This window comes from Chryseobacterium gallinarum, from assembly GCF_001021975.1.
GTDB lineage: Bacteria > Bacteroidota > Bacteroidia > Flavobacteriales > Weeksellaceae > Chryseobacterium > Chryseobacterium gallinarum.
Map to the genome: position 1 here is coordinate 1,900,836 of NZ_CP009928.1, position 14,557 is coordinate 1,915,392.

Consider the following 14,557-nt stretch of genomic DNA (forward strand, 5'->3'; position numbering starts at 1 on the left):
TTTTTAATAATATTTAGTCATTTCGATATAAGAATCAGACATTCCGTTGTCATAATCCTGGTATTTCTCATCAATGGTAGAGAAATATTTTTTAGCTTCTGTATTTTTCTTTAATCCTAAAGCCAGAATACCTGCTTTTCTTGTGAAGTAATACGTTGTATAAGGATCATCAGAAGCAGTGGCTGCTTTGTCTAGTAAAGATAAAGCCTCATCATTTTTATTAAGGCCTGATTTTGCATCTGCCATAGCTCCGTACTTCATCGCTACCAACGTTTTGTTGTCTGATGAAAACTTGTCTAACAGGTCATAAGCTTCCTGGAATTTTCCTTCTTTAAATTTCAATAAACCGGCATTGTACGCTGATAGCTGGCCAACACTTGTTCCTGAATAATCGTTATATGTACCAACAAAACCAGGGTTTGCAGCTGATTTTCCACCCAAAGCTTCTTTATCTTTCCCTTCAGAAAGGTTTTTCTGAGCAGCCAGGAAACTTTTTACAGCTTCAGCATTTTTAGGCGCAACTACAAATTGCTTATATCCAAAGAATCCTAAAACACCCAATACCAAGACTCCAAATGCAATACCTAAAGGCTTTGAATATTTTTCAAGAAATCTCTCAGTATTTAAAGCCTCTCTGTCAAGGTCCTTAAAGAACTCAACAGTTTCTTTACCTTCTTGCTCATTCTGAGCACTCTTTCCCAATTTTGCCATAAGTTTTTAAAAATTGAATTGCAAATTTAATTGTTTCTGAATGATTTACAAAATACTTTTAGCGCATTGTTCTGTAAATGTTGTGATTTATTAAATATAAATACGAAAATGCCCCGAAAACATAGTTTCCGGAGCATTTAATTTATTATTGGTATTGGTTAATACTCTAAGATATGGTAAACATCAGCACCGAACTTTTTCAGTTTTTCATCTCCGTTTAGCCCTTTTAATCCAATCAGGAAGCTAAATTGAGATACTATTGCTCCCTGTTTCTCTACCAGTTTGGCTGCTGCCTCTGTAGTTCCTCCTGTGGCCAGCAGGTCATCATGAATCAAAATTCTTTGTCCTTTTTTGATCTGTCCTTCGCGCGTTTCTATTTCAGCACTCCCATATTCCAGGTCATATTTCTCCGAAATGATAGGTGGAGGAAGTTTTCCTGCTTTTCTGATCAGGATAAACGGAACCTCCAAAGCGACTGCAATAGCAATCCCAAACAGATAACCGCGACTTTCTATTCCGCAAACCGCATCTACTTTTCCTTTACTGAAGGCGGCAAGGTCAGCAATTACTTCTTCGTAAAGTTTCGGATTTAAAAAAATAGGCGATATATCCTTGAACTGTATTCCCGGAATTGGAAAATCAGGAATATTTTCAATGGTATTTTCAAGTTTTTTGATCAGTTCTGCTGAAGCCATTTATGGATTTATTTTATAGCTGGAAATTTTCCAGTCTCCGTTTACATTTTTAAGTCCGAATGTTACTTTCAAAGAAGTTGTCTTTCCGTTTTTGTCTGTTACATCGTAAGTAGCGTTTACACTGGCACCATTGGCATTGGCAGCACTTGTGGTAATGTTTTTCACACTTACGTTTTTCACCGCTCCAAAGCCGGAATTAGGATTTGAGAACGATTCGTAGCTTCCCCAGCTTGGGTTGTTGGATGCATCGTACGCTGCTTTTAAATTTTGTGAGCTTACATTATTCAAAAACTTGCTTACCGTATTTTTAGGATCTGCAGAAGGCTGTTTTGGAGTTGCCGGAGCTGCCGGAGCATTAGTATTGCCAGGTTCTGTTGTGGAAGGTGTTGTAGTGGTTGCCGGATTATTAGGATCCACCACTGCACTTGGCTGTTGGGCGACGGCTGTAGTATCTGTTTTTGGCACTGCAGGTACTTTTAAAGCGGCAGCGTTGACATCTAGCCCGATTTTTGACATTTTGAATGTTTTGGCAGTTGTTTTTACAGAAACAGTAATGTCAATTTTATTATCCACTACTTTTGAAGCAGGAATAGAAGAGAACTTAAGGTTAAAACCTTTAAAATTATTATCCTGCATAAGATTTTTCGCAGTAGAAAGTCTTACTCCGTTACTGAAAACTTCCAGGGTAGCTTCCAGCCCGGCGCCTGTAAAAGATATGGGATTTCCGGCAGCATCCACCAGTCTTGGAATAATCTGAATAGCCGTAGGAGAGCCTGTTCCGTCATCACCTGTAGGTCTCGTAACAAGGCTTAAAGCGCCTGCTTTTACATCATTCGGGTCAGTTTCCTTGGCTTTGTCATCCCCGAAGATATTCATTTCTCCCAGTGATGGTGGGGCAGTACTGGCCCATTCGATACCGTTTTTCTTTGCAACTTCGTCTGCCAGAGCCATGATTTCAGGAACTTTTTTCCCGTTGATCAGTTTTCCAAGGGCTTTTAGCTCGTTGATATCACCATCAGCCTCTACACCAAATGTTTTAAGGATATAAAGAGCTTCATTAAACTTAATCTGCTTAATGGTTGGAAGACTGGAAGTCATGTCATTGATACTTGACTGCAGTGTTTTAGTATTCGTAGCATCTACATGATCTTTCTTGCATGCTGTAAAAAGCAACAGGCTGAAAACAAGTAGAAAAGAAAACTTTTTCATTTTTATTTGGTTTGTTGCAAATTTAGTAAAACCTTTATTAATAGTAAGTTTTTATTTTTATTTTATGTTTTTTTAGGAGTATGTGCCTGAGATTTATAGATCAGAAGATAAGATGCGAATAATTGCAGAAACCATAGTGACCTGAAAAGATTTATTATTTTTCAGATACGAAGATGACAAGTGTGGCGCTCATATAAAAGTTTAGTATGACTAATAGTAGTTACAGCATTCAGTTTTAATCTTAATTTTAGAAAGGATTTGTGGCAATTATTTATTAGGCTTTTCCTTCAGATCATCTTTAAAAAAGCTGCTGAAAATGGACTGCATATTCGGAAAGGAAGAAGAATTCCAGAATTGGGTTTTATAATTGCTGTAATCTTTATTGAATTTTACTTTTTCAATATCTTTTTCATCACTAAAGCTTAATTCAGCAGGATAAAAATTATTGTATGTAATAATCTGGTTATAGTCGGTTTCGCTTTTGTGTTTTAGTTTTAAGGAAATAACCTCGTTGTATTCTAAAAAATCTTTTAGGCTTTTTTCTGAATTTTTTTCAAAAGACATATTAAGGATGGTCCTGAGATCAAAGATCCTGAATCCGAAAATAGAGAATTCTTTTTGCTGTAGAGCTTCTCCTGTTACTTCAAGCTGATCTTTATGATCTCCTTTCAATTCTTTTATGACATTTCTTTTTGTCTTATACTCTTCAGGATTTCCTACGTACTTAAGCTCTGGCAGTCGTAGAGAGCTGCTGGTGTCCCACGAGGATACTATTTTTTTTTCATTTTTAGCATCTGCTAAATGAAATATCCTGTATTGTTCAATATTTGCACTCTTCAGTTTTTTTGTTTTGTTGTCAAAAATATACGTTATAACCCCGTCCGTATAGCTATTTAGTCTGTTATTCATCGTTACATAGGCATTAAAGTTTCCTTTTATATGAATATATTTGGCAGGTTTACTATTCTTGATAATGATGGTTTCAATTTCTTTAAACTGATCATTAATCCTGATCACGTCTTTATCCATATCCGAATAAGAAAGGCTAGCCACCGGGAAACTGTTATAAACGATCTGGAATTTTTCCTGAGAAGGAGATAGTGTTTGCTTTTCAATTTTCCCGTCAATATCGGAATAGGCAAGAATATTTCCGTCTTTTCCAAATACGGAAACTTTGGGAAGAGGTTTATTGGTCTTTTCAGAGATGAAAGTAATGGTTTGAGCGTTTGCGAAAACAGAGACCAGGATGAGCATGATACAAAACAGGTATATTCTTTTCATGGCAATATTTGTTTGGTGTTTACTATTAAACCAGACTTTAATGTAAAGGGATGAAAGTAACCTAAAAGGGCGTCCTGTCCACATCATTGTACAAAAAAAGACTGATCGTTTAACAATCAGTCTTTTAGAATTTTATTTTGTTACAAGCCCTTAAAAAGGATACTCATAAATTTCAGATTCGTGTAAGAATGGGTTTCCTGTAGGAATCAACTTCAGTTTAGATAAAGCTGAAAGTACAGTAAACATAAATAATCCGGCTACGAATAGGATCGCTCCTAAGATTAATAAGAATACTTCAGGAGTTTTCCAGTATGGTCCTACGGTTCCAGGCATTACCATGTTGAAGTAATCCAGGATGTGTCCTAAAAGAACTACTACAGCCATTGTAGTTACTACTTTGTAGTTTCTCTTGATGCTGCTGCTTACTAATACCAATAGTGGTAACAAGAAGTTGATGATCAGCATTGGTAAGAAAGTAGGAGAGTAGTGCTGGAATCTTCCGAAGAAGTAATTAACCTCTTCCGGTACGTTAGCATACCAGTAAAGCATGAACTGAGCAAACCATGTATACGTCCAAAGCATACTTGTAGCGAAAAGGAATACTCCTAAATCGTGTAAGTGGTTGTCATTGAACTGTGGTAAGAAACCATTTTTCTTAAGATAAACACTTAACAGAATGATTACAGCAATACCACTTGAAAGGCAGCTAACCATTGAATACCAGATATACATTGTAGAATACCAGTGAGGGTCAATAGACATCAACCAGTCCCAAGCCCAGGCTGCAGATGCAAATCCGAAGAATGCGATGTATCCTACTGACCATCTGTAAAGCATTTGATACTCTACTTTAGACTTGGTTTCGTCTACTTTCTTAGACTGAGCCTTTAATTTCCAGGCAAAGAATGAAGCACCGATCACGTAGATCAAAGTTCTTACTGCATAGAAAGGTATATTTAAGAATTTTTTCTTCTCGAATAAGATCACATCAAAATGCGGAGAATCCGGATTTGTCAATTCAGGGTCCATCCAGTGGAATAAATGACCATTATGAGTGATGTTTAAGATCATCAGGATTACTAAGATTGCACCACCGTAAGGAATGTAAGAAGCAATAGCTTCCATTACTCTTGTAATGATGATTGGCCATCCTGCGTGGGCAGCGTGCTGAATAGAATAGAAGAACAATACGCAGCAGCTTACTCCAAAGAAAAATACAGCTACAAAATGTATTGCTGCTAAAGGCTGGTTGTGTACCTGCATGGTAGCATGCTCAAGGTGAGCTGCGTGATCCTGAGGTCCAACCATTTCACTTGAGTGTGTAGGTGCTGTATGACCGGAAGCATGAACAGCTTCCATCATGTGTTCTATCTGCTCAGTAGAAATTCCTTTGTTCATAAAGAAACCAATACCGAAAAGAACTAAACCTACAACAAGAAGTATTATAGAAGTTGATTTTAATTTTGGTGAAAAACTATACATTTCTTTTCTTATTTTTTAGTTTCGGTAGTTGTTTCAGTCGCTGGTGCCGCCGCCGCTGTAGCTGCTGCCGGTGCTGCTGCTCCTTTTTTGAAAGCACTCATCACATACATAGCCACTCTCCATCTATCACCAGGGTTTAGCTGTCCGGCATAAGATCCCATCGCGTTTCTACCGTTTGTTAATACATAATGAACAGATCCTACAGTAAGCTCTCTGTCAGCATAGTTTGGTACCCCGGAGAATGCTCCGCTTTGCACGATAGGTCCTTGTCCATCACCTCCTGTTCCGTGACAAGCAGCACAGGTGTGGTCAAACAATACTTTACCTCTTTCAATATCCTTGGCTGCATTAGCCGGGTTCAGAGGAGATACTGTCAGTTTCTTGGAAGCATCATATCCCGCGTTGTATTCATCTACATTCTTAGGAAGTAAGCTTTCTTCAAAAACTCCATCTTTATTCTGAGGAACTGATCCTTCTACAGGAGAAAGACCTGTTGCTCCATTATTTTTAACGAAAGCCGGAATTTCATTTTCATGATCTGAATAAGCATCCTGAGCTTTCATCAACGGATCGTAAGCTACCGGAAAATACATGTCCGGAAAATAAACCAATGGAGTGTTCTCCTTTGGTCCGCAAGAGTTAAGTAAAACTGTTGTTAAACCTAAAACTGCTGTAATTCTTAATACATTTTTTTTCATTTTAAGCATCTTTAACAGTTATTTCTTCAACTCCAGTTTCAATAAGTAACTGCTTTACAGATTCTACATCATCAGTTACAAATTCCATCATGAATTTATCATCAGTAGTTCTTGGATCCGGGTTCTGAGCTGGAGCTCCTGGATACATTTTGTTTCTAACCAGGAAAGTTAAAGACATCATGTGAGCTGCACAGAATACCATTAATTCGAACATTGGAACTACGAATGCCGGCATGTTGTGTCCCCAGTCAAAAGCTGGTTTACCACCGATATTCTGAGGCCAGTCGTGGTTCATTACGTACCATGTTAAAGTAGCACCAATGGTAACTCCATAACAAGCGTAGATGAAAGCAGCATCAGAAATTCTGGTTTTCTTTAACCCTAAAGCCTTATCTAGTCCGTGAACCGGAAACGGAGTATAAACCTCGTTTATTTTGATTCCTTTATCGTTGAATGCTTTAACGCCGTTCATCAAATCGTCGTCGTCCGCATAAAGTCCGTATACAATTTTAGTGGTGCTCATCTCCTTCTTTTGCTTTATAAGTTTCACCTGAGATTTTCAAAATCGATTTTAATTCAGCCTGTGCAATTACAGGGAATGTTCTTGCGTATAATAAGAATAATACAGAGAAGAATCCGATTGTTCCTAAGTATACCCCCACATCAATGATCGTTGGCTTAAACATTGTCCATGATCCTGGTAAGTAGTCTCTTGAAAGGTTGATAACGATGATATCAAAACGCTCAAACCACATACCGATGTTGATGATCAATGCAACGATGAATGTCCAGATAATATTCGTTCTTAGTCTCTTGAACCAGAAAGAAGCAGGAACAACAAGGTTACAGATGATCAATGACCAGAATGCCCACCAGTAAGGACCTACAGCAGCACCCGGAGAAAGATACGTAAAGTCTTCAAATCTGGATCCTGAGTACCATCCGATGAAATATTCAGTTGCGTAAGCTACAGTTACCATACCACCCGTTAAGATGATTACGATGTTCATGATTTCGATATGATACATGGTAATATATTCTTCTAAGTGACAAACTTTTCTTGCAACCAACAATAAGGTCTGTACCATTGCAAATCCTGAGAAGATCGCACCGGCAACGAAGTAAGGAGGGTAGATTGTAGAGTGCCATCCTTTAATTACTGAAGTCGCGAAGTCGAAGGATACGGTAGTGTGTACTGAGAATACAAGTGGAGTTGCCAAACCTGCAAGAACCAAAGAAAGTTCTTCGAATCTTTGCCAGTGCTTTGCTTTACCACCCCAACCGAATGCAAGGAATGTATAAATTTTCTTCGTCCAAGGAGTCTTAGCTCTATCTCTGATCATTGCAAAGTCAGGGATAAGTCCCATGAACCAGAATACAGTTGATACTGAGAAATACGTGGAGATTGCAAATACGTCCCAAAGTAGAGGAGAGTTAAAGTTCCCCCAAAGAGAACCGAATTGGTTTGGTAATGGGAATACCCAATATCCAACCCAAACTCTACCCATGTGAATTACCGGGAAGATTGCCGCCTGTACCACCGCAAAGATCGTCATCGCCTCTGCAGATCTGTTTACAGACATTCTCCATCTCTGTCTAAATAATAATAATACCGCTGAGATTAAGGTTCCGGCGTGACCAATACCTACCCACCATACGAAGTTGGTAATATCCCAACCCCAGTTAATAGTTCTATTAAGCCCCCATGCTCCAATACCTGTTCCGATAGTATAAGCGATACATCCGAACCCGTAGATGAATAGAACTAAGGCAGCATATAATGAGATCCACCATAATTTACCTGCTCTTTCTTCGATAGGTCGTGCAATATCTTCTGTGATATCGTGATAAGTTTTGTGACCAATAATTAGAGGTTCCCTTATCGGAGCTTCGTAATGTCCTGACATTTTTTACCTATTTATTATTTAAACTTTATTTTTCTACTCTGTTTCTTACTTTAGTGTGATAGAACACATTTGGTTTTGTTCCGATCTCCTCCAGTAAATAATATCTTCTGTTTGAAGCATATAGCTTTCTTACTTCAGAATCTTTATCATTCATGTCTCCAAATGTCATTGCACCAGTAGAACAAGCTTTAGAACAAGCAGTCTGGAATTCACCATCCTTCACTTTTCTTCCCTCTTTCTTAGCCTCAAGAATAGTATTCTGAGTCATTTGGATACACATTGAACATTTCTCCATTACCCCTCTGGTTCTTACAACTACATCCGGGTTAAGTACCATTCTTCCTAAATCATTGTTCATGTTGAAATCGAACTTGTCATTTAGGTTATAAGTAAACCAGTTGAAACGTCTTACTTTGTACGGACAGTTGTTTGCACAATATCTTGTACCGATACATCTGTTGTAAGCCATATGGTTTTGACCTTGCTTACCGTGTGAAGTAGCCGCTACCGGACATACAGTTTCACATGGAGCGTGGTTACAGTGCTGACACATTACCGGCTGGAAGATTACATCCGGATTATCAGCAGGATGGTTCAATGCTCCACCTTCTTTATTGAATGCAGTACCGTATAATTCTGGTACAGCCATTCCTTCTTTTAATCCTTCATATACTTCTACAGTTTGTCTTGAAGAATAGTAACGGTCAATTCTTAACCAGTACATATCTCTGGACATCCTTACTTCCGCTTTACCTACTACAGGAACGTTATTTTCAGCCTGACAGGCAATAATACATGCTCCACAACCTGTACAAGAGTTCAGGTCAATTGATAAGTTGAAGTGAGGTCCGTCCGTATCATCAAATGCATCCCAAAGGTCAATTTTTCTTGCTGGAAGAGCCCCACTGATCGTGTGGTATTCCAAAGGTTTATTCCACCCTTTGTGCTCATCATCGAAAGCTACGTTGATAAAGTCTGCTAAAGGAACTTCTTTAGCGATTTCATAACGGCCCATTAATGTATTTTGAAGCTGGATACCTGCAAACTCATGCTCTTCTCCTGTTTTTTCGATCTTAACACCTGAAACAACAAGGTTAGAACCATCGAATAACGGATAAGCATTTACACCGGTATCTGCCGTAGCTCCTGAGTTTTTCTTACCATAACCAAGGGCAAGACCTACAGATCCTTCCGCTTGTCCCGGTTGTACGAATACAGGAACGTCTTTTATGGTTACTCCGTTTACAGTAAGGTTTACGATAGAACCATCCAGCTGCATTCTCGCATTAAGATCGTTATCGATTCCAAACTTTTCTGCATCTTTTGGAGAAATTGTTAAATAATTATCCCAGGACATTCTTGTGATTGGATCTGGTAACTCCTGTAGCCAAGGGTTGTTGGCCTGAGTACCATCTCCCATAGATGTCTTAGTGTACAATACCAGCTCTAATTCTGAAGGTTTGAAGTTCCCTAATTCAGCAACAGCCTGTGCAGCGTTTCCACCAGCGTAAGACAGTGTTGTAGAATTAGTAGAAGCATTGATACCGTTATATAATGCTTTATTGAATGAAGTACCTCCTAAAAGAGAAGCTGCATTTGCTTTTAAATAATCATAGTAGTTGTTCGCAGCGTTGTTTTTACCATTCTTCCACACCAATAGAGACTCTTCAATCTGTCTTGATTTGTAGATTTTCTGGATAGTAGGCTGCATTAATGAATATACTCCTGTCTGTGGTTCGATATCTCCCCAAGACTCAAGCCAGTTGGCTACCGGAATTACAGCTTTCGCTGCTTTGTACATTTCATTCTTTTTATCTGCTACAGCAATTACATAAGGAACTTTTGACAAAGATTTTTTGAAATCTTCTCCTTTTGGATGAGAGTAGATAGGGTCTACATTGTTGGCGATCAATACGCCAACCTGGCCACCATTTACCCATCCCAGGAATTCCTGGTATCTTGCACCATCAAATTCTTTAAGGAAGTTAGCCTTACCTGTGAAAGCTACTGAACCTAGTTTTTGGTTGATTAAGTGTGCTAAAACTTGTGCTCCTTTGGAACCATCTGCGAAAACAACAGCTTTGCTTCCTTTTGCTTTCAGTTCGTTGGCAATTTCAGTAGCTGTCTTATCTGAAGTTCCGCCACCTACGATTGCATTGTAAACCTCCACTAATGTTTTGTTTACTGCACTTGGTTTTAATCTGTATCTTGAATCAGCGTTAGCACCCGTTAATGACATATTGGATTCCACCTGGATGTGTCTCAACATGTTTGGTCCCGGTTTTCTAGCAGCTGCATAAGAAGTTTCTAAGCTTGAAGCATTATAATCTCCTAAGAAATCAGCCTGGAAAGAAACTACCAATTCGGATCCTTTAAGATCATAAACAGGCAAAGCTCTTTGTCCGAATACTTCCTGAGCTGCATCCAGTTGTGCAGAGTAAGGGAAAGCATCATAAGTTACTAATTCTGCAGTAGGATATTTTGCTTTGAATTCAGCGAATAACTTTTTGAAAGTAGGTGAAGCAAAAGAGTGTGATAAAACCACAATCTTTTTGCCTGATGCCTTAGCTTCTTCCAAACCTTTGATAACAAAACTGTCTACTTTATCGAAAGTTTCGTCTTTCCCGTCTAATTTTGGCTGCTTTACTTTATCATTATCATAAAGAGAAAGTACACTTGCCTGAGCTCTTGCGTTAGTTTTACCTAAGTCGCCACCAGCCGGGTTAGGTTCTATTTTGATAGGTCTACCTTCACGGGTTTTTACTAAAACACTGGCAAAGTCGAAACCATCAAAGAATGTTGAAGCGTAATAATTGGGGATTCCCGGAATAATATCATGTGGTTTTACCACGTAAGGAATCGTTTTGATTACCGGAGCTTCACAGGCAGCTAATGTTACAGCTGCTGTAGAGAATCCTAATAATTTTAAGAAATCTCTTCTTGAAGTACTTGATCCGTTTTTCTCAGCATCTCCAAGGAAATCTTCTACCGGAATTTCTTCCTGAAACTCTTTCTGAGCCAGCTTATTATTTAAAGCCGGATCTTTAAGTTCATGAATACTTCTGAATTGTATTTTGTTTGAAGCCATTTATACTTCTAATTTTTTAGTTATTAATAATGACATTTACCACACTCAAGACCTCCAATTGCATCTACAGTGATTTTACCTCCATCTTGTGGATATTGTTTTTTCAACTTGTCATGTAGATTCTTGAAGTACTCTTTATTATAACCGTTGTTCATATCAACCTCAGTAGTTCTGTGGCACTCGATACACCATCCCATAGTAAAGTCGTTAGCCATCTGAACAACATTCATTGTATCAATTTTTCCGTGACAAGCTTTACATACAACATCAATTTTGTTGTTAGGGTTCTTTTTGTTGAAAGAATTGATGATTGCCTGTTCACCAGCAATTACGTGCTGAGAGTGGTTGAAGTAAACGAAGTCCGGCATGTTGTGGATTCTTGTCCATTCAACCGGTTGTGTTTTTCCTGTGTACTGTTGTTTTGCAGGATCCCAACCTGTTGCCGCGTAGATCTTCTGGATTTCTCCGTCATAGAAAGCCTTATCTTTTCCAGGTTCCATGTAATGATCCGCGTTGTATTCAGAAATTGTTCTGTGACAGTTCATACAAACGTTCATAGAAGGGATTTCAGATACTTTTCCGTATTTGGCACTGGAGTGGCAAAGCTGACAGTCAATCTTTTGTTCTCCAGCATGGATTTTGTGAGAGAAGTAGATAGGTTGTTCTGGTTTGTACCCTTTGTATACCCCGATCCACATTAACCAGTTCCATACTCCGTAAGCCGCTAAAACAGCAAGAATTGCCAATAATGCTTTACCTACATAGTGGAATTTCTCATACATTTCCTTGAATGAGCGAACTCTTGTTTCATTAAGACCCGCTAATTCTTCAGACTGACCCAGTGTTACCAGCTGTCTTAGTTTGACTAAGATCCAGACTAACAATCCTGCGATCGCTAAAAGTGAAATGATTACAATGTTTGTAGTAGTTTTGTCTGCAGGAGCTGCAGTAGTAGAACCGGCATCAGCAGTAGCTTTCGCATCATCCTTCTTTGGTTCCGGCTCTGGCGGATTAGTTGTGAATGCTAAAATGTCGTCAATATCCTTCTCGGTAAGATTAGGAAACTGCAACATTTCAGTTTTATTATACTTTTCGAAAATTTCATTGGCGTATTTGTCTCCTGAAGCTCTAAGAGCTTTGTTGTCTTTGATCCACTTGTGAAGCCAATCCCTGTCTACACCACCTTCTGTCTTTACACGTTCCACAACCCCTTTCAAAGGAGGTCCTATCACTTGTTTATCCAGCGCGTGACATGCAGTACAATTCGCTTTGAAAAGTTTCTCTCCGTTTTTAGGATCGCCGTCTTGCCCGTAAAATGAAGCACTGGTTGATAGCAATAAGCCTATTGCGATCAACGTTTTTTTATAATGCTTTCTCCAACTAATCATTTAAATTATCTTATGTTAGTAAATTATTGAACATTCAATCAATTCCGCAAAAATAATATTTTTAACAGAAATTTAACGGCATATGCAAAAGGGAAAATATCATTTACGTTTAATTTGTATTGATTCTAAATAACCTGTTTGGTATAGTTTTTTAATTTGTATAAATTTGCGGAAACAAGTTTAAATGAGAAATTTGATCAAAATATTTTCGATATTATCATTATTTGGGTTTTATAATATTGAAGCACAGCAGGTTGTTAAAAAAGATACGCTTTCAGGAACAGAGCTTGTCATGACAATGGATTCAAAAATTAATGCTGCTTTGGAAGGAATTGAAGGAAAATGTTCTAAAGTTGTCACCAATAATTCCGGCAGAGATTTCAGCAATAACGATAATACTATTTCCACAGGCGGGGTGACGAAACCTGCCAAAATATATGTGCCGAGCAGGGAACTTACCAATGCCGAAATTTGCAAAAAAAATCCTAGAATTTTAGGGTATAAAATTCAAATTACAACTGTAAAAAGTAATGAAGAAGCCAATGAAGTGAAATCTTATTTTAGAAAAAGATTCCCTAATCTGAAAGTAGAAACAGACGCTTCTTTGCGTCCTAATTATAAGATCTTGGCAGGAAGCTATTTTACCAAGCAAAGTGCTGCAGCCGACCTTTCCAGGATCAAAGAATATTTCAAATCTGCTGTTGCAGTACAGTATAGAATTTTCTGTGCTGAAGCTAAATAAGATTCTTTTATCAAAAAAATAAATAAAAAGCTGGGAACTACTTTCTCAGCTTTTTTTATTGGTAATAGGTTTCCATAAACCAGAAGAACTCCGACATTCTGAAACCATTGTTGAAGAACAGGTATATGAATAGCAGGCTTATCGTTAAAGTCAGGAGTGACATGATTTTGGGTGATGTTTTGTAGGCATAAAAAAGCCATCCCATCATCAATGGATAAATAAAAACAAAGTGACCGCCATAGATGTACGAAGTATGCAAACCAAATCGCATAATGCAGTGGATGATAATATCCATGAAAAAAGAAATCATAATAACCTGTACCCACTTGTTTTTGAAATTTTTGAGATAACTCCATGAGATCAGGATCAATAGTATGACAATAAACAGGTAAGAAAATGCCGAGGAATACAGATCCATATAAAGACCTTTGTAGGCAAAACCTTTCATGTTGTGTTTGTCTGTCATAATAAACCCTGGAAATAAAATGTTTCCTCCGAAAAAGAAAGACATAATCATATCCCATGTCGGCATGGTTTGCACATTGGAGAACTTTTCATACTGCTGGTTGGTTTTCGAAAAGATGTTTTCGTATTTAAAATCAATCCTGTTCAGATACAGTAATACATAGCAAACCGTTGCAATAAATACCCTGATAACAGCATTGCCTGATCTTTTCCAATTCTTAAAAAGCCCTTTTTCAAAAAGTACCGGGATGAAAACTTTTACAAAGTTGGTTATAGTAAGCCCTCCAATGGTAATTGCAGCCAGTGACAGGGCAGTTGCAGGTGTCTTTTCTTCTTTTCTGAGCTTTATGGCTGCATAATAATTGTATAAAGTCAGCAAAAACAGAGTGTAGGTGAAGTTTTCCGGGGTAAAGGACAAAATAATATTGGTTGAAAAAATACCAAAGAATAAGATAATAAGAACGCTTACCCTTTGAGGAAGGCGGATGATATTTTTTAAATATTTAAAAACCTGTACCATAGTAAGGCTAATCATAAGATTGCTGAGCCACGCCAGGGTTAATCTGAAGGTAACATCCGTTTTCCCATCTGAAATGAACAGGGCAAATTCCCGGATCCAGTTGAAAAAATAATAGGAGAGAGGATGTCTTTCAAAGCTTCCTCCTGTCATAAGAATAGATTTGTTGTCAAAGCTGAAATAAGCATCCCATGGAATTCTGCTGTCAAATATAATTCTGTAATGAAAGGCAATATAAGAGCCTAAAATTCCATAACAGGTTATAAAAAACAGGAAAACAGCCAGCTCGGAATAAGTGGAAGGGAAAATCAGTTTAAAAAAATTAATGATTTTTGTTTTGATAAAAGGCACTGGTTGTATTTTTTTGCAAAAGT

The 14,557-nt window shown here is 38.0% G+C and carries 12 protein-coding genes; 1 reads left to right on the forward strand and 11 read right to left on the reverse strand.

Annotation, left to right across the window (positions count from 1 at the left end):
• Positions 1–3 precede the first annotated feature (3 nt).
• The 10 genes from OK18_RS08560 to OK18_RS08605 all read right to left on the reverse strand — a co-directional run bounded on the left by OK18_RS08560 (position 4) and on the right by OK18_RS08605 (position 12,459).
• Positions 4–711, reverse strand: coding sequence for a YfgM family protein (locus OK18_RS08560; protein ID WP_053327737.1), 708 nt, complete (start codon positions 709–711; stop codon positions 4–6).
• Positions 712–869: 158 nt separating this feature from the next.
• Complete coding sequence (locus OK18_RS08565; RefSeq protein ID WP_053327738.1) at positions 870–1,406, reverse strand: adenine phosphoribosyltransferase; 537 nt, start codon at positions 1,404–1,406, stop codon at positions 870–872.
• Complete coding sequence (locus OK18_RS08570) at positions 1,407–2,615, reverse strand: NTF2-like N-terminal transpeptidase (protein WP_053327739.1); 1,209 nt, start codon at positions 2,613–2,615, stop codon at positions 1,407–1,409.
• A 267-nt stretch (positions 2,616–2,882) separates the two neighbouring features.
• Positions 2,883–3,896 carry a hypothetical protein gene (locus tag OK18_RS08575; RefSeq protein ID WP_053329331.1) on the reverse strand — a complete coding sequence of 338 codons (1,014 nt, stop codon included), beginning with the start codon at positions 3,894–3,896 and terminating at the stop codon, positions 2,883–2,885.
• A 150-nt stretch (positions 3,897–4,046) separates the two neighbouring features.
• A complete protein-coding gene (locus OK18_RS08580; RefSeq protein WP_050021930.1) occupies positions 4,047–5,378 on the reverse strand; it encodes a hypothetical protein in 1,332 nt (443 codons plus the stop codon).
• Between the two features lie 8 nt (positions 5,379–5,386).
• Positions 5,387–6,085: a c-type cytochrome gene (locus OK18_RS08585; RefSeq protein WP_053327740.1), complete on the reverse strand. Its 699-nt coding sequence runs from the start codon at positions 6,083–6,085 to the stop codon at positions 5,387–5,389.
• A complete protein-coding gene (locus OK18_RS08590; RefSeq protein ID WP_050021928.1) occupies positions 6,078–6,599 on the reverse strand; it encodes a DUF3341 domain-containing protein in 522 nt (173 codons plus the stop codon). The genes OK18_RS08585 and OK18_RS08590 overlap by 8 nt, the downstream gene beginning before the upstream one ends.
• Positions 6,586–7,983, reverse strand: a complete 1,398-nt coding sequence (gene nrfD, locus OK18_RS08595) for an NrfD/PsrC family molybdoenzyme membrane anchor subunit (RefSeq protein WP_050021927.1) — start codon at positions 7,981–7,983, stop codon at positions 6,586–6,588. The genes OK18_RS08590 and nrfD overlap by 14 nt, the downstream gene beginning before the upstream one ends.
• 25 nt (positions 7,984–8,008) lie before the next feature.
• Entirely contained in the window at positions 8,009–11,071 is a 3,063-nt protein-coding gene (locus OK18_RS08600; RefSeq protein ID WP_053327741.1) for a TAT-variant-translocated molybdopterin oxidoreductase, read from the reverse strand.
• 23 nt (positions 11,072–11,094) lie between these two features.
• Positions 11,095–12,459 carry a c-type cytochrome gene (locus OK18_RS08605; protein ID WP_053327742.1) on the reverse strand — a complete coding sequence of 455 codons (1,365 nt, stop codon included), beginning with the start codon at positions 12,457–12,459 and terminating at the stop codon, positions 11,095–11,097.
• 184 nt (positions 12,460–12,643) lie between these two features.
• Here OK18_RS08605 and OK18_RS08610 point away from each other — a divergent pair, with 184 nt between their 5' ends.
• Positions 12,644–13,201 (forward strand): SPOR domain-containing protein, encoded by a 558-nt coding sequence (locus tag OK18_RS08610; protein WP_050021926.1) that lies wholly within the window; start codon positions 12,644–12,646, stop codon positions 13,199–13,201.
• A gap of 55 nt (positions 13,202–13,256) precedes the next feature.
• Here the strand turns inward: OK18_RS08610 and OK18_RS08615 are convergent, their stop codons facing one another.
• Positions 13,257–14,534, reverse strand: a complete 1,278-nt coding sequence (locus OK18_RS08615; RefSeq protein WP_228377713.1) for a DUF6080 domain-containing protein — start codon at positions 14,532–14,534, stop codon at positions 13,257–13,259.
• Positions 14,535–14,557: the final 23 nt, after the last annotated feature.

Bases quoted from the DNA above. Each gene is read 5' to 3' on its own strand.
- OK18_RS08560 (WP_053327737.1), bottom strand. From the start codon at position 711: ATGGCAAAATTGGGAAAGAGTGCTCAGAATGAGCAAGAAGGTAAAGAA.
- OK18_RS08605 (WP_053327742.1), bottom strand. From the start codon at position 12,459: ATGATTAGTTGGAGAAAGCATTATAAAAAAACGTTGATCGCAATAGGC.
- OK18_RS08580 (WP_050021930.1), bottom strand. From the start codon at position 5,378: ATGTATAGTTTTTCACCAAAATTAAAATCAACTTCTATAATACTTCTT.
- OK18_RS08585 (WP_053327740.1), bottom strand. From the start codon at position 6,085: ATGCTTAAAATGAAAAAAAATGTATTAAGAATTACAGCAGTTTTAGGT.
- OK18_RS08570 (WP_053327739.1), bottom strand. From the start codon at position 2,615: ATGAAAAAGTTTTCTTTTCTACTTGTTTTCAGCCTGTTGCTTTTTACA.
- OK18_RS08590 (WP_050021928.1), bottom strand. From the start codon at position 6,599: ATGAGCACCACTAAAATTGTATACGGACTTTATGCGGACGACGACGAT.
- OK18_RS08575 (WP_053329331.1), bottom strand. From the start codon at position 3,896: ATGAAAAGAATATACCTGTTTTGTATCATGCTCATCCTGGTCTCTGTT.
- OK18_RS08610 (WP_050021926.1), top strand. From the start codon at position 12,644: ATGAGAAATTTGATCAAAATATTTTCGATATTATCATTATTTGGGTTT.
- nrfD (WP_050021927.1), bottom strand. From the start codon at position 7,983: ATGTCAGGACATTACGAAGCTCCGATAAGGGAACCTCTAATTATTGGT.
- OK18_RS08565 (WP_053327738.1), bottom strand. From the start codon at position 1,406: ATGGCTTCAGCAGAACTGATCAAAAAACTTGAAAATACCATTGAAAAT.
- OK18_RS08600 (WP_053327741.1), bottom strand. From the start codon at position 11,071: ATGGCTTCAAACAAAATACAATTCAGAAGTATTCATGAACTTAAAGAT.